Annotated in this window: 17 protein-coding genes; 4 read left to right on the top strand and 13 right to left on the bottom strand. The window is 66.6% G+C overall.

The annotated features are described in order from the left end of the window. Positions 1–30: 30 nt before the first annotated feature. Positions 31–1,500, bottom strand: a complete 1,470-nt coding sequence (locus VSR72_RS27925) for an NAD-dependent succinate-semialdehyde dehydrogenase (protein ID WP_342955579.1) — start codon at positions 1,498–1,500, stop codon at positions 31–33. A gap of 143 nt (positions 1,501–1,643) precedes the next feature. Continuing rightward, complete coding sequence (locus VSR72_RS27930; RefSeq protein ID WP_342955580.1) at positions 1,644–3,221, bottom strand: UbiD family decarboxylase; 1,578 nt, start codon at positions 3,219–3,221, stop codon at positions 1,644–1,646. A 643-nt stretch (positions 3,222–3,864) separates the two neighbouring features. Between VSR72_RS27930 and VSR72_RS27935 the strand changes: the two genes are divergently transcribed. After that, positions 3,865–5,076: a transglycosylase SLT domain-containing protein gene (locus tag VSR72_RS27935; RefSeq protein WP_342955581.1), complete on the top strand. Its 1,212-nt coding sequence runs from the start codon at positions 3,865–3,867 to the stop codon at positions 5,074–5,076. 80 nt (positions 5,077–5,156) lie between these two features. Here VSR72_RS27935 and VSR72_RS27940 read toward each other — a convergent pair whose 3' ends face one another. The 4 genes from VSR72_RS27940 to ribBA form a co-directional block, all read right to left on the bottom strand. Then, positions 5,157–6,350: a pyridoxal phosphate-dependent aminotransferase gene (locus VSR72_RS27940; RefSeq protein WP_342955582.1), complete on the bottom strand. Its 1,194-nt coding sequence runs from the start codon at positions 6,348–6,350 to the stop codon at positions 5,157–5,159. A gap of 84 nt (positions 6,351–6,434) precedes the next feature. Then, positions 6,435–6,869 (bottom strand): transcription antitermination factor NusB, encoded by a 435-nt coding sequence (gene nusB, locus VSR72_RS27945; protein WP_028205233.1) that lies wholly within the window; start codon positions 6,867–6,869, stop codon positions 6,435–6,437. Further along, positions 6,866–7,381, bottom strand: a complete 516-nt coding sequence (ribH, locus tag VSR72_RS27950; protein ID WP_112171437.1) for a 6,7-dimethyl-8-ribityllumazine synthase — start codon at positions 7,379–7,381, stop codon at positions 6,866–6,868. Before ribH ends, nusB begins: the two co-directional genes overlap by 4 nt. Before the next feature lie 57 nt (positions 7,382–7,438). Further along, the gene (gene ribBA, locus VSR72_RS27955; protein ID WP_342955583.1) at positions 7,439–8,605 is read right to left on the bottom strand and encodes a bifunctional 3,4-dihydroxy-2-butanone-4-phosphate synthase/GTP cyclohydrolase II; all 1,167 of its coding nucleotides are present in this window, start codon (positions 8,603–8,605) and stop codon (positions 7,439–7,441) included. Positions 8,606–8,828: 223 nt separating this feature from the next. Between ribBA and VSR72_RS27960 the strand changes: the two genes are divergently transcribed. Next, positions 8,829–9,110 (top strand): type II toxin-antitoxin system RelE/ParE family toxin, encoded by a 282-nt coding sequence (locus tag VSR72_RS27960; protein ID WP_342955584.1) that lies wholly within the window; start codon positions 8,829–8,831, stop codon positions 9,108–9,110. A gap of 11 nt (positions 9,111–9,121) precedes the next feature. Further along, positions 9,122–9,427, top strand: a complete 306-nt coding sequence (locus tag VSR72_RS27965; RefSeq protein ID WP_321913927.1) for a HigA family addiction module antitoxin — start codon at positions 9,122–9,124, stop codon at positions 9,425–9,427. A 43-nt stretch (positions 9,428–9,470) separates the two neighbouring features. Here VSR72_RS27965 and VSR72_RS27970 read toward each other — a convergent pair whose 3' ends face one another. The 5 genes from VSR72_RS27970 to VSR72_RS27990 form a co-directional block, all read right to left on the bottom strand. Beyond that, positions 9,471–11,300, bottom strand: coding sequence for an ABC transporter ATP-binding protein (locus VSR72_RS27970; RefSeq protein WP_342955585.1), 1,830 nt, complete (start codon positions 11,298–11,300; stop codon positions 9,471–9,473). A gap of 404 nt (positions 11,301–11,704) precedes the next feature. Next, positions 11,705–12,343, bottom strand: a complete 639-nt coding sequence (locus tag VSR72_RS27975; protein WP_342955586.1) for a riboflavin synthase — start codon at positions 12,341–12,343, stop codon at positions 11,705–11,707. 35 nt (positions 12,344–12,378) lie between these two features. Beyond that, positions 12,379–13,497: a bifunctional diaminohydroxyphosphoribosylaminopyrimidine deaminase/5-amino-6-(5-phosphoribosylamino)uracil reductase RibD gene (gene ribD, locus VSR72_RS27980; RefSeq protein WP_342955587.1), complete on the bottom strand. Its 1,119-nt coding sequence runs from the start codon at positions 13,495–13,497 to the stop codon at positions 12,379–12,381. A 78-nt stretch (positions 13,498–13,575) separates the two neighbouring features. Further along, positions 13,576–14,889: a glutamate-1-semialdehyde 2,1-aminomutase gene (gene hemL, locus VSR72_RS27985; RefSeq protein WP_342955588.1), complete on the bottom strand. Its 1,314-nt coding sequence runs from the start codon at positions 14,887–14,889 to the stop codon at positions 13,576–13,578. 178 nt (positions 14,890–15,067) lie between these two features. Next, positions 15,068–15,613 carry a hypothetical protein gene (locus tag VSR72_RS27990; RefSeq protein ID WP_342955589.1) on the bottom strand — a complete coding sequence of 182 codons (546 nt, stop codon included), beginning with the start codon at positions 15,611–15,613 and terminating at the stop codon, positions 15,068–15,070. 220 nt (positions 15,614–15,833) lie between these two features. Between VSR72_RS27990 and VSR72_RS27995 the strand changes: the two genes are divergently transcribed. Then, complete coding sequence (locus VSR72_RS27995; RefSeq protein WP_342955590.1) at positions 15,834–17,066, top strand: Bcr/CflA family multidrug efflux MFS transporter; 1,233 nt, start codon at positions 15,834–15,836, stop codon at positions 17,064–17,066. Positions 17,067–17,150: 84 nt separating this feature from the next. On the opposite strand, the gene VSR72_RS28000 is transcribed toward VSR72_RS27995, so the two are convergent. Both VSR72_RS28000 and pgl read right to left on the bottom strand, forming a co-directional pair. Beyond that, complete coding sequence (locus VSR72_RS28000; protein ID WP_342955591.1) at positions 17,151–19,067, bottom strand: bifunctional transcriptional regulator/glucokinase; 1,917 nt, start codon at positions 19,065–19,067, stop codon at positions 17,151–17,153. Then, positions 19,048–19,749 (bottom strand): 6-phosphogluconolactonase, encoded by a 702-nt coding sequence (gene pgl, locus VSR72_RS28005; RefSeq protein WP_342955592.1) that lies wholly within the window; start codon positions 19,747–19,749, stop codon positions 19,048–19,050. The genes VSR72_RS28000 and pgl overlap by 20 nt, the downstream gene beginning before the upstream one ends. Positions 19,750–19,807: the final 58 nt, after the last annotated feature.

The raw sequence follows: 19,807 nt of genomic DNA on the forward strand, positions 1-19,807 counted from the left end.
ACAACTAATCAAACTTGGTTTAGGCGTCGTTCAGACGCCGATGCACAGATACTTCAGTTCGACATATTCGTCGATGCCGTACTTCGAACCCTCGCGCCCGAGGCCCGACTGCTTCACGCCGCCAAACGGCGCAACCTCGTTCGAGATGAGTCCGGTGTTGATCCCGACCATGCCGTACTCGAGCGCTTCCGCCACGCGCCAGACACGGCCGATATCGCGGCTGTAGAAGTACGAGGCGAGGCCGAATTCGGTGTCGTTGGCGAGGCCGATGACTTCGGCTTCGTCGCTGAAGCGGAACACCGCCGCGACCGGCCCGAAGGTTTCCTCGCGCGCGATCAGCATCTCGCGCGTGACGTCGGCGAGCACGGTGGGCTCGACGTAGCGGCCCGAGCTGACCTTGCCGCCCGCAACGACCTTCGCGCCCTGGGCGGTCGCATCGCTGATATGTTGCGCGACCTTGGCGACGGCCGCGTCGTCGATCAGCGGCCCCTGGTTCACGCCATCATCGAAGCCATTGCCCACCTTGATCTTGCGCGTGGCGGCGGCGAGCTTCTCGACGAAAGCGTCGTACACCTTGTCGTGTACATAGAAGCGGTTCGTGCAGACGCAGGTTTGGCCCGCGTTGCGGTACTTCGAGATCATCGCGCCTTCCACGGCGGCGTCGAGATCGGCGTCGTCGAACACGATAAAGGGGGCGTGGCCGCCCAGTTCGAGGGCGACTTTCTTCACAGTCGGCGCGCACTGCTCCATGAGGATGCGGCCCACCGGCGTCGATCCCGTGAACGACAGATGGCGCACGATGTCGCTCTCGCACAGCGCTTTGCCGATCTCGATGGAATTCGCGGAGTCCGCGGTGATCACGTTGAACACGCCCTTGGGCACACCCGCACGCTGCGCCAGTTCGGCGAGCGCGAGCGCGCAAAGCGGCGTTTGCTCGGCAGGCTTCACGACGATCGTGCAGCCCGCTGCGATGGCCGGCGCGACCTTGCGCGTGATCATCGCGATCGGGAAATTCCACGGCGTGATCGAGGCGCACACGCCGACAGGCTGCCTGAGCACGACGAGCTTGCGGTCGGCAGCGGGGCTTGCGAGCACATCGCCGTTCACGCGCTTTGCTTCTTCGGCAAACCACTCCAGGAAGGAGGCGCCGTATATGACTTCGCCGCGCGCTTCGGCGAGCGGCTTGCCTTGCTCGGCGGTCATGATCGCCGCTAGGTCGTCGGCGTGCTCGATCACGAGGTCGAACCAGCGCCGCAGCACAGCCGCGCGTTCCTTGCCCGTCTTCGCGCCCCACGCGGGCAGCGCGGCGTGCGCGGCGCCGATGGCGCGATACGCCTCATCGGCGCCGAAGTCGGGCACGCTCGCGATCTCGGCATTGTCGGCGGGGTCGAGCACGGCGAACGTGGCTGCACCGCCGCTCCATTCGCCGTCGATGTACGCGCGGGTCTTGAAGAGGGCGGGATCGTTCAGTTGTGTCAGGCGCTCCGATGCGGGCATCATCCTTGAGTCTCCTCAGGTTCACTGGCGCCGCGGCTCATGCCATGCACGAGGCGTGACGCGGTAAGCGCGGCGTCGCGAAAAGGCGTCGCGTATGAATCGGCCGGCGTGGCGCCCGAGGGCGCCGCGCCGGGTCGCGAGGCGCGTTAGCTGCGGCTAAAGCCGAGCTCGTCGTAGAGACGGTCGACGCGCGTCTTCACGGCCGCGTCCATCTCGATTGCGCGGCCCCATTCCCGGTCCGTTTCTCCAGGCCACTTGTTGGTGGCGTCGAGGCCCATCTTGGAGCCGAGACCGGCCACCGGCGAAGCGAAGTCGAGATAGTCGATCGGCGTGTTCTCGACCAGCACAGTGTCGCGCGCCGGATCGATACGCGTGGTGATCGCCCAGATCACCTCCTTCCAGTCGCGGATGTCCACGTCATCGTCGACCACGACGATGAACTTTGTATACATGAACTGGCGCAGGAAGCTCCATACCCCGAACATCACGCGTTTTGCGTGCCCGGGGTAGCTCTTCTTCATCTGCACGATCGCCATGCGGTAGCTGCACCCCTCGGGCGGCAGATAGAAGTCGGTAATCTCAGGAAACTGTTTCTGCAGGAGCGGCACGAAGACTTCGTTGAGCGCCACGCCGAGCACCGCGGGCTCGTCGGGCGGTTTGCCCGTGTACGTCGAATGGTAGATCGCATCGCGGCGCATGGTGATGCGCTCGACGGTGAACACGGGGAACCACTCCTGTTCGTTGTAGTAACCCGTGTGGTCGCCATAGGGGCCTTCCAGCGCATGCTCATACGTGGCGCTCGCGCCTTTGGCGGGGCGGGGCGGGGCGCCGGCGGGCGCCGGGCCGGGCTCGCCCGCCTGCGGGTAGATGAAGCCCTCGAGCACGATCTCGGCGCGTGCGGGCACCTGGAGCGTGTCGACGCCGGGCGTCAGGCACTTCGCGAGTTCGGTACGGGCGCCGCGCAACAGGCCCGCGAACTGGTATTCGGAGAGCGTGTCGGGCACTGGCGTGACGGCGCCGAGGATCGTCGCGGGGTCCGCGCCGAGCACGACCGCGACCGGGTACGGCTTGCCGGGGTTCTTCAGCGCGAACTCGCGGAAGTCGAGCGCGCCGCCGCGATGCGCGAGCCAGCGCATGATGAGCTTGTTGCGTCCAATGAGCTGCTGGCGGTAGATGCCGAGATTCTGGCGCGTCTTGTTGGGACCGCGCGTGACGGTCAAGCCCCAGGTGACGAGCGGGCCGGCGTCGCCGGGCCAGCAGGTCTGGATCGGCAGCTTCGCGAGATCGACGTCGTTGCCTTCCCAGACGATCTCCTGGCAGGGCGGCGCGCTCACGGTCTTGGGCGCCATGTCCCAGACAGCCTTGGCGAGCGTCAGAAGCTTGCCCGCGTCCTTCAGGCCGCGCGGCGGCTCGGGTTCCTTGAGCGCCGAGAGCAGGCGGCCCACGTCGCGCAGCGACTCGAGCGCGGCGCCGTCGCCGCCGCTTTCCGGCGCGTCGATGCCCATGCCGAGCGCGACGCGCCGGGGCGTGCCGAACAGATTGCCGAGCACGGGGAACGCGTGCGTCGAACGGTTCTCAAAAAGTAGGGCCGGGCCGCCGGCGCGCAGGACGCGGTCGCACAGCTCGGTCATTTCCAGCACCGGGGAAACAGCTTGCGGGACGCGGCGCAATTCGCCGAGCGTCTCCAGGCGACCAACGAAGTCGCGCAGGTCTTTGTATTTCATCAGGAACCAATCGTGGCCAACACGGGTGGCCGGCTTGGGGGCCGCATAGGGCGACGGCACGGATTCCGCGGCCGCCGTATCAGATGTATCAGACGTATCAAGACGTATCTGACATCTGGCCGGGGAAACGCGGCGTAACGATTGTCGATTTTACCTGCGTTGGCTAGCGCACGCTGGGTGCCAATCTGCATAAGCGCCCGCAGACGCGCGTGCGACGCGGATTCCGGCGGATTGAACAGTGTTTATCATTACTATTAGTTATGATTTCTGCATTCTATAGTATTGACGATCTATAAAACGCTGCTAGAATCCGTCGACATTGGTTGCAGGTTTTGAAATTTTTAACCACCTTCCCGGTCCTTCAGACGCAACGCGTCGCCGTTTAGCCGAATCCCTGCACGGCTGTCCACGGTTTAGATTGGCTTTCCTCGCTAGCGCGCCTTCGCGCTGGCTATTCGCGTGAGAACTCCGTGCGCGCACACTGCGTGCCTGGTCGTACGAAAGGAGTTCCACCCACGGCGACTTGCCGTTTTCCCGACGCCGCTGCCGCACCAGCCAGGGCGCGCGGTGTCTTGATCCTGCGATTGGTCGTCTGCCTCGTGCAGACCCCTGAGCCGGATCATGCAACATGGGAGATCTGTAGATGAATACCTGGTTATCGTGGTGGCGCGCCGACGAGCGTGGAGCTCCCGGCCTGCGCGCGTTGCTGCGTCTTGGCACGCGCCTAAGCCATCACCTGTTCAGCATTGTTGGCGGCTGTGCCGTTCTGCTCGCAGTTGCCCTCTGGCTGCTGCCCGCTTGGCGCATCACGCTGGCAGCACGCGTGATGCCCTTCGTCTCGGCGGCGGTGCAGGCCGGTCCTGCACGTCTGCTGCAAGGCAACCCGCTGCCCTCGTTCGCGCCCCACGGCGTGACGACCAACGACGACAACGCCGACGGCGCGATGCTGCCGACGGCGCTCGCGCCCGATGCCAGTGCCGCCGGCGCCACGGGCATTTCGCCCGCTGGCTCCAACGGCACGGTCGCGAAGGTCGCGACCTCGGTATCGAACGGCGGCATCGCCACGCTCGACGCCGTGACGCTCAACGGTCTCGATCCGCGTGCGCTGCCGACCAGCGTCGGCTCGCTGGCGCGCATGATTCCGCCGCAGCGCATCACGCCCGACGCACGCGACGACCGCGTGCTCGTCTCGGCGCGCGAGCAGGCGCTCGTCGCCACCTATCTGGCGCGTCGTTATCGTGTGGCGCAGGAACCGGTTGGCGAACTCGTTAAAGCGGCGTTCGACACAGGTCACGAAGTGGGGCTCGATCCGCTGCTGCTGCTCGCCGTGATGGCGATCGAATCGGGCTTCAATCCGTACGCTGAAAGCGGGGTGGGGGCGAAGGGCCTCATGCAGGTCATGTCGAAGGTGCACTCGGACAAGTTCCAGTACTTCGGCGGCCAGCGCGCGGCGCTCGATCCGCTCGCGAACATCAAGGTCGGGGCGCTGGTGCTCAAGGATTGCATCGCGCGCGGTGGTACGCTGCCGGGCGGCCTGCGCCTCTATGTCGGTTCGACCTCGCCGGACGACGGCGGCTACGGCGCCAAGGTGATGGCAGAGCGCGGGCGTCTGCGCGACGTCGCACGCGGGCGCAACGTGCCGATCAACGCGCCGCAGGCGCCCGTCACCAACACGGCCAGCACACCTGCGCCGCAGAAGGTGGCGAGCATCAATGGCGAGAAGCGCGTGCACGTGACGCTCGACAACGCCCACGCGATGGTTGAGAAGTCGTCTGCGAACGGCGCTTCCGATCAGGACGACGCCAGCACGAGCACGTCGGCTCAGAAGCACGGTTCGTCGGAGCTCGGCGCATAAGACTTGCGCGTAGCTGGAACGTCGGACGAAACGAAAAAGGCACCCTCGGGTGCCTTTTTCTATTTCACGACCACGGCGGATCAGCGTCCGAAGAACGTATGCAGCCGGTCGACCGCTTCCTCCAGGCGCTCGTACGCCGTGGCATACGAAAGCCGCACGTACCGGCGCGGCGCGGCAACGCCGAAGTCCATGCCGGGCACCATCACCGTACCCGCGTCGTGCAGCATCGCGCGGGTAAGCGCGTCGCTGTCGCCGGCGGCGGGGTGCGTGACGTTCGAGCAGTCGGCGTAGACGTAGAACGCGCCGTCGGGCATCACGGGCACCGTGAAGCCGAGCGACTCGAGCGCCGGTGCAATGAAGTCGCGGCGGCGCTTGAATTCGAGCCGGCGCGTTTCGTAGATCTTGAGCGTGTCCGCTTCGAAGCACGCGAGCGCGGCATGCTGTGCGAGTGCCGACGCGCAGATGAACAGGTTCTGCGCCAGCTTCTCGAACGCGCCTACGAGCGAGGGCGGCACCACGAGCCAGCCCAGACGCCAGCCGGTCATGTTGAAGTACTTCGAGAAGCTGTTGACGGTCACCACATCGTCGCCGAACGAAAGCGCGGAGACGGGCGGCGTGTCGTACGACAGGCCCTGATAGATCTCGTCGACGATCGTGAAGCCGCCGCGCGCGCGCACGCTCTGCACGATGCGCTTGAGTTCGTCGGGTTCGATCGAGGTGCCGGTGGGGTTCGACGGCGAAGCGAGCAGCACGCCGCGCGTGCGCGGCGACCACAGGCGCTCGACATCTGCGGCGGTGAGCTGAAAGCGCGCCTCCGGCCCGCTCGGCACGAGCACCGGCTTGCCTTCCGCCGCGGCCACGAAGTGGCGGTTGCACGGATAGCAGGGGTCGGGCATCAGCACTTCGTCGTCGCGGTCGACGAGCGCCGTGCACGCGAGCAGGAGCGCCGCCGAGGCGCCAGCCGTCACGACGATGCGCGCGGGGTCGACCGTGAGGCCGTACGCGTGCAGGTAGTGCGCGGCGATCGCCTCGCGCAGCGCGTGGATGCCGAGCGCGCTCGTGTATTGGGTGACGCCGCGGCGCAGCGCGGCGGCCGCGGCCTCGACGACGGGCTCGGGCGCCGTGAAGTCCGGCTCGCCGATCCCCATGTGGATGATGTCGCGTCCAGCGCGTTCGAGCTTCGCGGCTTCCTTCGCCAGTTCCATGACGTAGAAAGGCTGGATCTCGTCGACGCGTGCGGCTAGCCGCAGCAGCGGTTCGGCAACGGTGTTCATGCGGGTATTTCCAGTACTGACAGATCACGCGGCGCGCGGGGCGGGGCGTTCAGGCGCACCCCGTTGCCCCGGCAGCTCGCGTTCTTACGACTTGCGGGCGTTTTGCGCTTCGGTGGCGCGCAGTTGCGCCGCGAGCTTGTCGAGCACGCCGTTCACGTACTTGTAGCCGTCCGAGCCGCCGAAGGTCTTCGTGAGCTCGACCGCCTCGTTGATCACCACGCGGTACGGAATGTCGACGTGATGCTTGAACTCGTAGGTCGCGACGAGCAGCACCGCGCGTTCGACGGGCGAAAGCTGCTCGATCGGACGGTCGAGACACGGCGTGATGGAGGCGGACAGTTCGTCCGACTCGCGGATCACGCCGTGCAGGATCGCGTCCAGATGCTCGTGATCGGCCTTGTCGTAGCCCTGCGAACCGCGCAACTGCGCGTCGATCTCGCCGGCGGGCACACCCGACAGCAGCCACTGATACAACCCCTGCGTGGCCAGTTCGCGGGAGCGGCGGCGCGCGCTCTTCATTGCTGTTCCTCTTCGTCTTCCTCGTCTTCTTCATCGTCGTCGCCGCCGTCGAGCTGCTCCAACGCCACCGTCAGGTTCGCCATTTCCACGGCGACACGCGCGGCGTCACGACCCTTCTCGGTCATGCGGGCCACGGCCTGCTCGTCGTTTTCGGTGGTGAGCACGGCGTTCGCGATCGGCACGTTGAAGTCGAGCGAGACGCGCGAGATGCCCGAGCCGCTTTCGTTCGAAACGAGTTCGAAGTGGTACGTCTCGCCGCGCACGACCGCGCCGAGCGCGATCAGGGCGTCGAACTGGCCGCTTTCGGCGAGCTTTTGCAGCGCGAGCGGGATTTCGAGTGCGCCCGGCACGGTGACGAGCAGCACGTCTTCGCCCGTCACGCCGAGGCGTTCGAGTTCTTCGATGCAGGCGTCGGCGAGGCCGTTGCAGACGGGTTCGTTAAAGCGCGACTGGACGATGCCGATGCGCAGTCCGTCGCCGTCGAGGTTCGGTTGGTATTGTCCGATTTCCATGTGGTGTCCGTAAGTTCGGTTGAGCGTGGTGACGCGTGAAAAGAGCGCGATGCGACTTCAGGCGCGCGACGAGGCAGGGTCAGCGGCTTCCGGCGGGCAGGGCGCTTCCGCGTTCCCGCCCGGCATCGGCACGAAGCCGGTGACTTCGAGACCGTAGCCCGACATGCTGCCGAGGCGGCGCGGCTTCGAAAGCACCTGCATGCGGCCCACGCCGAGTTCGCGCAGGATCTGCGCGCCGATGCCGTAGGTCTTGAAGTCCACGGGCCGACGGGCGAGCGCCTCCGCGCGCTCTTTCTGGTCGAACGCCTTGAAGACGTCGATCAGATGTTCCTTGGGTTCGCCGCAGTTGAGCATGACGATCACGCCCACGTCGCGCGAGGCAATCTCGCGCATGGCGGCGTCGAGCGTCCACGAGTGCGTGGACGAGCCCGTTTCGAGCAGGTCCAGCACCGAGAGCGGCTCGTGCACGCGCACGGGCGTGTCGACGTCGGGCTTCGGCGTGCCGCGCACGAGCGCGATGTGCGGCGTGCGCGTGGGGTGATCGACGTACATGATCGCGCGGAAGGCGCCATGCGCGGTTTGCATGGTGCGCTCGGCCACGCGCTCGACGATCGATTCGGTGCGGCTGCGGTAGTGGATCAGGTCGGCGATGGTGCCGACCTTCAGGCCGTGCTCCTGAGCGAACTCCATGAGGTCGGGCAGGCGCGCCATCGTGCCGTCGTCCTTGATGACCTCGCAGATCACCGACGCGGGCGTGAGGCCCGCGAGCGCCGTGAAGTCGCAGCCCGCTTCGGTGTGGCCCGCGCGCACGAGCACGCCGCCTGGCTGCGCCATGATCGGGAACACGTGGCCGGGCTGCACGATGTGCTCCGCGCGCGCGTCGTGCGCGACGGCGGCCTGGATCGTGCGGGCGCGGTCGGCGGCGGAAATGCCGGTCGTGACGCCTTCGGCGGCCTCGATGCTGACCGTGAACGCCGTGCCGTACTGCGTGCCGTTGCGGTAGGTCATGAGCGGCAGGTTGAGCAGCTTGCAGCGCTCCTGGGTGAGCGTGAGGCAGATCAGCCCGCGGCCGTACTTCGCCATGAAGTTGATGGCTTCAGGCGTGACGAACTCCGCAGCGATGACGAGGTCGCCCTCGTTTTCCCGGTCTTCTTCGTCGACGAGGATGACCATCTTGCCGGCTTTGAGCTCGGCGATGATCTCAGGGGTGGAGGCGAGCGTCATGTTGGGATTCTGGCTGGAAAGGCCACATTTTACGCCACGCGGGCGGGCGCGTCGCCCAGAACGCGGGACGACGCAGCGCGTTTTGCCCGGTGGCCCTGTGTTCCGGTGCGCCGGGGCGGCGGCGCGCGGCTGCCCATGTTGGCCGAACGGCCGACTGGTGCGCGAATCGCACCTGTTTCACACTAGTAACGCTTGACGTTATTAACGCGAGACGTTACTATCCATGACGATTACCTCCTTTGCCTGCCGCGATACCGCGGCGCTTTTTGCCGGGCGACGCGTCGCCCGCTTCGTTGCCATTGAAACGGTCGCCATGCGCAAGCTTCAGCAGGTCCATGCGGCCGCTACGCTCGCGTTTCTGAAGGCACCGCCGGGCAACCGGCTGGAGAGCCTTTCCGGCGAACTGGATGGCTGGTACAGCATCCGCATCAATGGGCAGTGGCGAATCTGCTTTCATTTCGCGGGCGGTGAGGCATCGGACGTACGCATCGTGGACTATCACTGAGGAGCAAAACCATGGCACGTGAAGTACCGCTTGCCACACCGGGCGAGATTCTGAACGAAGAGTGGCTCAAGCCCATGGGCATCAGCCAGTACGCGCTCGCCAAGGCGATTGGCGTGCCGCCGCGCCGTATCAACGAGATCGTGCTCGGCAAGCGTGCCATCACGGCTGATACGGCGGTGCGTCTCGCGGTTTATTTCGGCACCGACGCCCGCAGCTGGATGGAGCTGCAGGCGCACTACGACACCGAAATCGCAAGCGAGGCGCTCGCCGAGGTGCTCGCGCGCATCACGCCGCACGCGCGCGCCGTTCCCGCCTGAGCCGGCTTGCGGCGCGAGGGCGCGAGCGTGAAGACGCGCCGTTTCAGCGCAGGATCACATCGTCGGCGAGTCCCTTCGTCAGTTCCAGCGCCTGGCGCTCGAACAGGCGCCGGTACAGGCCGTTTTCGCGGCGCACGAGCGCGTCGTGCGTGCCTTCCTCCGCCACGCGTCCGCGCTCGAGCACCAGCAGCCGGTCGAGCGCACGTACGGTCGAGAGCCGGTGTGCGACGACCACGGTCGTGCGGCCTTCCATGAGCCGCTCCATGGCTTGCTGGATCAGCACTTCGCTTTCGCTGTCGAGGCTCGAGGTTGCTTCGTCGAAGATGAGGATGGGCGCATTCGCGAGGAACGCGCGCGCGATCGCCACGCGCTGACGCTCGCCGCCCGAGAGTTTCACGCCGCGCTCGCCCACGAGCGTGTCGTAGCCGTGCGGCAGCGCCACGATGAAGTCGTGTGCGCTCGCTAGCTTCGCCGCTCGCTCGATTTCGGCATGCGTGGCGCCTGGCCGGGCGTAAGCGATGTTCTCGGCAAGCGAGCGGTGGAACAGCACCGGCTCCTGCTGCACGATGGCGATGTGCGAGCGCAGCGACGCTTGCTGCACCCGTGCAATGTCCTGGCCGTCGATCGTGATGCGCCCGCCGGAAACATCGTAAAGCCGTTGGATCAGCTTGATCAGCGTGGTCTTGCCGGAGCCCGAATGGCCGACGAGGCCCACGCGCTCGCCCGGCGCGATGCGCAGCGTGAGGTTCTCGTAGAGCGGCCTCGCGCCCGCGTCGTAGCGGAACGTCATGTTCTCGAAGCGGATGTCACCCTGATCGACCACGATAGGCGGCGCGTCGGGCTGGTCTTCGATGCCGAGCGGCGCCGCGTCGAGCGCGACGAGTTCTTCCATGTCGTTGACCGAGCGCTGCAGGTTGCGCACGTGCATGCCCACATCGCGCAGATAACCTTTGAGCAGGAAGAACAGTGTGAGCGCGAACGTAATGTCGCCCACGCTTGCGAGACCGCGTGCCCAGAGCAGCAGCGCCGCACCGAGAATGGCTGCCTGCATGCCCACGAGCAGCGCACCCTGCACGCCGCCGTTGAGCGTGCCGCGCTGCCACGTGCGCCGCGTGCGGCTGCTCCATTTCGTGACGACGCGCGCGAGCCGCGCTTCTTCGCGCGTTTCCGCGCCGAACGCCTTGACGACCGCGTTGCACGAAATGGCGTCGGCGAGTGCGCCGCCCATCTTCGTATCCCACTGGTTCGCGAGCCGGGCCGAGGGCGCGACATAAAACAGCGAAAGCGAGATTGTGATCGCCAGATATACCGCCGAGCCGAGGCCGACCACGAGGCCCATCACATGCCACTGCACCGCAAGCAGAATGGTCGAGCCGACCAGCATGACGAGCGACGGGAAGAGGGCGACGAGCAGCGTGTCGTTGAGCAGGTCGAGCGCCCACATGCCGCGTGTGACCTTGCGTACCGTGGAACCCGCGAAACTGTTCGCATGCCAGTCCGTCGAGAAGCGCTGTACGCGGTGAAATGCCTGTGTGGCGATCTCGCTCATCATGCGCAGCGTCAGCGTGATGATGTTGCGATACGCCGCCTGGCGCATGATCGTGCCGGCGAGCCCGAGCGCCGTGAGCGCCCAGAACGCCACGACGGCCGCATGCCACGCGGTGGCGCTGCTGGCTGCGCCGTCGTGGGTGAGGGCATCGACAAGCTGGCCTGCGTAGTGCGGCGTGAGCACGTCGGCGAGCGCTCCGAGGAGCGAGGCGAGCGCCACGGCCGTGACGCGCACCGGCTGGCGCGCCCAGTGCCGGAAGGTGAAGCCGAGGACCTTGCGGAACGTTTGTCCACCCGAATCGGGTTTGTTGTTTAGCTCTGTCATGGACAGCATGCTCCGGACGTGACGCCCGAAGACTCTCCTGAAGGAAGCGTGAAGCGTTAAGACGGAAAACGGGATTCGCACGCCCTGGCATGCATTGCCGGACGGCCTGACATCGAATTCGCTGAATACGGCGCGGCTTTTGAAGACATGCCGCGCGGGACGCGCTATGGCTGCGCTGGAAGCGGGAAGGTTGCGTGACGAGACGCAACTTGCAGCATCACCCGGACCATCGGCATGGCGGCGCTCGTTTCAATCGTTGCCAACTGTGCCTCCTTGTTCGATTCGGGTGATGGGTACGCGGCGCGCCGTGCGGCGAGCGCGTAGGGAAAGGCTAGATTCTATCAGCGCCCCGGCGCGCGTGCTTGCGCGCATACGGGGCGGGCCTTGCGCTGGCTAAGCGGCTTTTAGTCTTGTGCGGCCGAACCGGCTGCCTTCTCGGCCGAGAGCATACGCTCCACGTAGCGCGCGATCAGATCGATCTCGAGATTCACCTTCGTGCCAGCCTGAAGATGCTTGAGCGTGGTGACTTCCACCGTGTGGGGAATCAGATTGATCGAGAATTCGCAGCCGTCCGCGCGATCGTCCACCGAGTTGACCGTGAGGCTCACGCCGTTCACGGTGATCGAGCCCTTGTAGGCGAGATAGCGGCCGATTTCCGCCGGCGCGAGAATGCGCAGCTCGTGCGACTCGCCCACGGGCGCAAAGCGCGTGACGGTGCCAAGTCCGTCCACGTGGCCCGAGACGATGTGGCCGCCCAGGCGGTCGTTCGCGCGCAGCGCTTTTTCGAGGTTCACTTCGCCCGTCGCGGCGAGGCCCATGGTGCGGTTCAGGCTTTCGCGCGAAACATCGACGTCGAAGCCCGTTGCCGACTTCTCGATGACGGTCATGCACGCGCCCTGGATCGCGATGCTGTCGCCGAGCTGCACGTCGTCGAGGCCGAGGCTGCCTGCGTTGACGCTCAGGCGCACGCCTGCGTCGGCTTCCGTGCCGAGCGGTTTGATCGATTCGATGCGGCCCACTGCCGCCACGATTCCGGTAAACATCGTACTGTTCCTTGTGTTCAATGCATCAGTGAGGGTCAGGCGTCTTGCGTCGTGACGACGCGCGCAAGAATGCGCAGGTCGTTGCCGAGGCGATCGACGGAATGAAATGCGAGGCGCGTGCGCGCATCGAGCGTCGCGGGCGCGGCGATATCGATCATGCCGAGCGAGTTCGTGCCGAGCAGCGACGGCGCCACGTACACGAGCAGTTCGTCCACGCAGCCTTCGCGCAGGAGCGAGCCGTTGAGCTTGTAGCCGGCTTCCACGTGCAGCTCGTTCACGCCGCGTGCGGCCAGCTCGCTGAGCATGGCGGGCAAATCGACCTTGCCGTGTTCGTTGCCAAGCGCAACGATTTCGGCGCCGCGCACGCGCAGCGCTTCGGCGCGTTCTTCGTTGGTCGCGTCGAGCGCCGCGCAGAACACGAGCGTAGGCGCGCCTACGAAAATTTGCGCGAGCGGCGAGGCGTCAAGGCGGCTGTCGATCAGCACGCGTTTGGGCTGGCGCGGCGTATCGACGGCGCGCACAGTCATGCGCGGATCGTCTTCCTTTACCGTGCCGATACCCGTGAGGATGGCCGAGGCGCGCGCGCGCCAGGCGTGGCCGTCGGCGCGCGCGGCTTCGCCCGTGATCCATTGGCTTTCGCCCGAGGGCAGGCCCGTGCGGCCGTCGAGCGATGCGGCCACCTTCATGCGCACCCACGGACGCTTGCGTGTCATGCGCGAAACGAAGCCGATGTTCAGCTCGCGCGCCTCGTTGGCCAGCAGCCCGCAGCGCACGTCGATACCCGCGTCGCGCAGGATCGAAAGGCCGCGACCGGAAACGAGCGGGTTCGGGTCTTCCATCGCCGCAATCACGCGCGCGACCTTCGCTTCGATCAGCGCGTTCGCACAGGGCGGCGTGCGGCCGAAGTGGCTGCACGGCTCGAGCGTCACATACGCCGTCGCGCCGCGCAGGTCGTGACCACGTGCGCGGGCGTCCTTCATCGCCTGGATTTCGGCGTGGTCCTGGCCGGCCGGCTGCGTGAAGCCCTCGCCGATCACCACGCCGTCCTTGACGAGCACGCAGCCCACGCGCGGGTTCGGGTCGGTCGTGTACAGGCCGCGCTGCGCGAGCGCGAGCGCACGCTCCATGTGGACGAAATCGGATTGCGAAAACATCGTCGGGCTTTCTCTCGGGCGGCGGTCAGGTGGGGCCGGCGAGGCGTGAGCCCCGCCTTCCGATAATGGCGCTATGCCTTACTGCGTCACGTTTTCAGCCGCGGCTTCCGCTGCGAACGCGCTGCGCGCCGCGGCGATCGTCTCGTCGAGGATCGCGTCGTCGTGTGCGCTCGACACGAAGCCTGCCTCGTAGGCCGAAGGCGCGAAGTAGACGCCCGCGTCCAGCATGCGATGGAAGAAGCGGTTGAAGCGCACGATGTCGCTCTTCGTGACTTCGGCGAAGCTGCCCGGCACCTTGTCCGCGAAATAGAGGCCGAACATGCCGCCCACCGAATCCGCGACGAACGGCACCTTCGTTTCGCGCGCGGCCGCCGTCAACCCCTTCGCGAGACGTTCGGTTTTCGCGGTGAGCTGCTCGTAGAAGCCGGGCGCCTGGATGAGCTGCAGCGTCTTCAGGCCCGCCGCGACCGCGATCGGGTTGCCCGAGAGCGTACCCGCCTGGTACACCGTGCCGTTGGGCGCGAGATGATCCATGATTTCGCGACGGCCACCGAACGCTGCCGCCGGCATGCCGCCGCCAATCACTTTGCCGAGACACACCATATCCGCCTCGACGCCGTAGAGCGCCTGCGCGCCGCGCAGGCCGACGCGGAAACCGCACATCACCTCGTCGAAAATCAGCACGCTGCCGTGCTTCGCCGTCAGCGCGCGCAGCGTGTGGATGAATTCAGGCGTGGCCTTCACGAGGTTCATGTTGCCCGCGACCGGCTCGATGATCACGGCGGCGATCTCGTCGCCGAACGCCTTGAACGCCTCTTCGAGCGCCGCGACGTTGTTGTATTCGAGCACCGTGGTGTGCTTCGCGATGTCCACCGGCACACCCGCCGAGGTCGGGTTGCCGAACGTAAGCAGGCCCGAGCCCGCTTTCACGAGCAGGCTGTCGGCATGGCCGTGGTAGCAGCCTTCGAACTTCACGATGCGGTCGCGCTTCGTGAAGCCTCGCGCGAGGCGCAGCGCGCTCATGGTCGCCTCGGTGCCGCTCGACACCATACGCACTTGCTCCATCGACGGGACGATCTTGCAGATTTCCTCGGCGATCTCGATCTCGGCCTCAGTGGGCGCGCCAAACGAGAAGCCGTTCGCGAGCACGCGCTGCACGGCTTCGAGCACTTCCGGATGCACGTGGCCGACGATCATCGGGCCCCACGAGCCGATGTAGTCGATATAGCGCTTGCCTTCGGCGTCCCAGAAGTACGGCCCTTGCGCGCGCTCGATGAAGCGCGGCGTGCCGCCGACCGAGCGGAACGCGCGCACGGGCGAATTCACGCCGCCCGGGATGGTGCGCTGGGCGCGTTCGAAGAGGGCTTCGTTGCGGTTCTGAGTGCTGGACATGAGTGCTGGACCTGCGAAAGTGGTGTGGCGCGCGGCGCTAACGGAACGCTCCGGCGTACGGACCCACGCGGCGCCGCGTGGGCGCGGGCGATGGGGCTGTTCTCTCGAAATTGTACCGGAGTCGCGCGGATCGGGCCGGAGCCCCGGGTTGGCCTGGGCGTTCCCCGCGTGGGGGGATTCAGCGTGTTTGCTGCCTGTGTTTGCGCGCTGGCGGCGCGAAGTGCGGCGCCGTGTCGCGCAATGCGTGCATGGCCGCGAGCGCCGCGACGGCCGGGGCCGGCATCGGCCGCCGCCCCGTCAACTCCGCCCAGCGCTTTTCCAGCGCGCCTTCGGCAACCGGCTTGATGACGGTGCCTGAACTCTGTGCGTCCCAGGTCTGCACGGAAAACGGATGGACGCGCAAATCGTCGCGCGCGATGACCGCTTCCTCGCCCGCGTCGACGAGCCAGTCGTAGACGAAGTCGATGCACAGCCGGTATCCGCGCTTGTACGCGGCGTCCGGCACCTCGTAGGGCGCGCGCGTGACGTAGCCGGAACCGAAGAGCCCGCGCGGCTCGGCGGCGACGCGGTGCAGGAACACCCGGTCGCCCGGCAGGATGCCGCGCGCGAAGCCGCATCCCCAGGTGTCGGCGACGGCTTCCCCGGCGCGCACGCGGCGCGCGAAGTCGGGCAGTTCGGGCCAGGGCCACTTCTTGGGGCTCCAGATGAGCAGGAAGGCGGTCATGTCGGCAACGGGGCGAATTGAGCGAAAGCGGGCAGCTTAGCGCAAAGCCGCGGCAATGCCGCGTGTCGGGCGGCGGATGGCGGGGAAGGGGCGTCAGGTACAATTCGGCGGCACCGCGTTGCTGTTTTTGGCGGCTTTTGTCCGCTTCAGCGGCGACGCTTGAATCGGCCCATGACACCGAAACCGCGCGAGCCACGCGCGCTTCGCCGCCACATACACCATGTCCCATTCCCCGCGCCGCCGGCCCGATGGCCGGCTGATCCTGTTGCTGGGCGCGCTCGCCGCCTGTGGCCCGCTTGCCACCGACATGTATCTGCCGAGCCTGCCCGCCATCGCGCAGTCCTTCGGCGTGAGCGCTGCCGCCGCGGCCTCTACGCTCACGAGCTTCATGGCCGGCTTCTCGATCGGCATGCTCCTGTACGGTCCGGTTTCCGACGCCTATGGGCGCCGCCCCGTGCTGCTCGGCGGCATTGCGCTCTTCACGCTGGCGAGCATTGCCTGCTGGCTCTCGTTCTCGGTGGGCGAACTCGTGGTCGTGCGCTTTCTGCAGGCGCTCGGCGCGGGCGCGGCCTCGGTGCTTTCGCGGGCCATCGCGCGCGACGCCCACGAGCCATCGGATGCCGCCAAAGTCCTTTCGATGGTCGCGATCGTCACGGCGATCGGGCCGCTGCTCGCACCGTTGATCGGCGGACAGTTGCTATTGATCGGCGGCTGGCGAGTGGTGTTCGTCGTGCTCACGCTGTTTGGCCTTGCGTGCGCTGTGGCCGCCTACCTGCGCGTACCGGAAACCTGGCCGCCGGAAAAGCGCGAAAGCGCGGCCGTGCTGCGCTCGTTCGCGGCGTATGGACGCCTGCTGCGCGATCCGCTCGTCTGGGGGCACATGCTCTGCGGCGGCATGGCGTTCGCCGCGATGTTTACGTATATCTCGGCAACGCCGTTCGTCTATATCGAGTACTTCCACGTTTCGCCGCAGCACTACGGGTTCTTCTTCGGCGCGAACGTGTTCGGCATCATGCTCGGCAACTTTCTCAACACGCGCTTCATCGGGCGTCTCGGCTCGCTGCGCATGGTGTCGATCGCGTCGGGCGTGAGCATCGTCGCGTCGCTCTTCGTCGCGCTCATGTGCGTGACGGGCTGGGGCGGCCTGTGGTCGATCGTATTCGGCCTGTTCTTCGTGGTGAGCGTGGTGGGTCTGCTCGGTGCGAACTGCGCGACCGATCTCATGTACCGCTATCCGAAGAACGCGGGCGCGGCAGCAGCCGTCTTCGGCGCGACGCAGCTCGCTCTCGGCGCGCTCGCGAGCGCCGTGGTCGGCTGGTTCCCCGGTATCTCGCCGTTCGGCATGGGCGTGACGATCGGCGTATGCGGGCTGCTCACGTGGGTCGGGCGCGCGCTCGTCGTGAAGTGGCACGGCACGCCCGCGCCGGATGCGGTGCCAACGGCAGCGCCGTGAGAACGACGCAGCGCAAAACGAAAATGGGACGCCGAGGCGTCCCATTTTTTTCATCGCTCGAATGAGCCGACGAAAGAGCAGACTTCAGTCGCGCGCCGTGGGCGACGCACCGTGGCTCAGCCAGTCGAGCACGGCCGATGCGTCGTCGTCGGCATGCTCGCGCGCCTTTTCTACGGCGTTGCCCAGATCCGCATCGGGCGAAGCGCGGCGAATCGCGACGCCGACCGCGAGGATGTCGATCATGAGCAGATGCAAAATGCGCGAGATCATCGAAAGCTGCGACTCGCGCATCTCGATGTGATCGGTTTCGAGCGCTACGGTCGCGCGCTTGGCGAGCGGCGTGTTGCTCGACGTGATCGCGATCACCTTCGCACCGGCCTGCATCGCGACGTCGAGCACTCGCAGCAGTTCCGGCGCGCGGCCCGACTTCGAGACGGCCACGATCACGTCGCCCTTGCCGAGCAGCGCGGCGGAGGCGGCCTGCATATACAGGTCGCCATAGGCGATGGTCGGGATGCCGAAGCGGAAGAACTTGTAGTGCGCGTCCTGCGCGACGATGTGCGAGTTGCCGAGGCCATAGAACTCGATGCGGCGCGCGCCGTTGAGCAGCGTGATCGCATTTTCGACTTGCTCGAAGTTCAGGTGCTCGCGCAACTGCAGGATGGCCGAGACGGTGTTGTCGAGCACCTTCGCGCCGAAATCCGTCGCGGTGTCGCCCAGATGCACCTGGCTGTGGCTCACCGGAATCGTGCCGGTGAGGCCCGTGGCGAGCTTGAGCTTGAAGTCCGAGAGGCCCTGGCAGCCAAGCGAGCGGCAGAAGCGGATGACCGTGGGCTGGCTCACGTCGGCCTTGCGCGCGATATCGACGATCGGATCATTGATGATCGAGCGCGGATGGTTGAGCGCGAGGTCGGCCACGCGGCGCTCGGCGGGCGTGAGCGCGTCGCGCATCTGGCGAATGCGTTCGAACACGGCCGACGATCCGCCGCCCGCGCGATTCGACAGCTGCTCCGCGAGAATGGCCGAAACGCCGAGGAACGCCGGATACTCCGCCGTGATGACGTAAGTGGGCACGTTCGAGAGATAGGTGTCGAAACGGCCCTTCGCCTCGAAACGCTGGCGGAACGACGAGCGCAAGAACAGATCGCCCAGACGCGGCACCACGCCGCCGCCGATATAGATGCCGCCGAGCGAACCGAGCGTCATCGCGATGTTGCCCGCGAAGCTGCCGAGAATGCCGCAGAAGCATTCGACGGTCTCGACCGCGAGCGCTTCGCCATCATGTGCGCGCTGCACGACTTCGGCCGGGTTGATATCCGCGGGCACCTTCTTCTTGTCGCGTCCGGCGAGCGCGCGATAGATGAGTTCGACGCCGGGCCCCGCGCACACGCGCTCGAACGACACATGCGGCCACTTCTTGCGCGCGAACTGCAGCACGATGTCTTCGCGCTCGTCCTGCGGCGAGAAGCTGGCGTGGCCGCCTTCGCTGCCGAGCGCGATCCAGCGGTCGTCGGCAGGAATGAGGCCCGAGACGCCGAGACCCGTGCCCGGCCCAAGCAGGCCGATCACGCTGTTCTGGCGGCGCTGGCCGCCGCCCACCTGGACGCGCTGCGCGTCGGTCAAACCGGGCAGCGCCATCGCGAGCGCAGTGAAATCGTTTACGACCAGCAGCGTGTCGAAGCCGAGTGCGCGGCGCGTCGCTTCGATCGAGAAGGTCCAGTCGTGATTGGTCATGCGCACCTGGTCGCCGTCGACCGGATTCGCAATCGCGATGGCCGCATGATTCACGCGGCCAATCTTGTTGTCCTTCAGGTATTGCTGGATCACTTCCGCGACGCCGGGATACTGCGCGCACGGATACACGCGCACCTGGCCGATCTCGCCCGGACCCGTTTCCAGCGCGAAGCGCGCGTTGGTTCCGCCGATGTCGGCGAGCAGCCTCGGACCGTCGGCGTGCTGGCCTGCGCCAGGGGCGTTTTTATTAGGCGCACCAGTAGACATCGAGTCTCACTCCCTTGTCGTTCGCCAGCTTCGAGATGGCGTTGTTTTGTTCGGCCGCGGCGGCCTGTTGCAGCACTTCGAGCTTGCGCTGCCCCGCGATCAGCAGGAACAGCCGATCGACCTGGCGCAGCGCCTGCATCGACCACGAGACGCGCGCGTGGGGCGCTGCCTGCGGATGCACGGCCACGAACGGGCGCGGCGTAGTGATCGCTTCGTGCCACTCGGGGGCGTCGGCGAAAATCGAGGCCGTGTGACCGTCCTCGCCCATGCCGAGCACGGCGACGTTCGGCAGCTTGCGGGCCGGGTCGGCGTTGAGCGCGGCGACATGTGCGTCAAGATCCTGCGCGACATCGACGAGCGGCAGGAAATGCGCGTGGGCCGCTTCGTGCGTGAGCAGCGTTTCGCGCGCGAGGCGCGCGTTGCTCGCGGAGTCGGTGTCGGGCACCCAGCGGTCGTCGACGAGCGTCACGTCGATGTGCGCCCAGTCGAAACGGTGGGTAGACAAGGCCTCGAGGAAGGGGCGCGGGCTCGTGCCGCCGGAGACGGCAAGCGTTGCACGGCGCACGGCAGTACCGGGCGCCGCTTGCTGAGCGGCGAGCGACGCATGTAGCGCGTCGCCCACGGCTCGCGCCAGCGCGTCGGATTGGACGCGCGGGTCGTCGAATACGTGAAGCTCGATCACTTCTCCTCCATGCTGCTTTTTTGTAGGTCTACAGGTTCGTTCATCTGTCCGGTCCGGC

Source organism: Paraburkholderia sp. JHI869, assembly GCF_038900775.1.
In the GTDB taxonomy this organism is placed as follows: Bacteria; Pseudomonadota; Gammaproteobacteria; order Burkholderiales; family Burkholderiaceae; genus Paraburkholderia.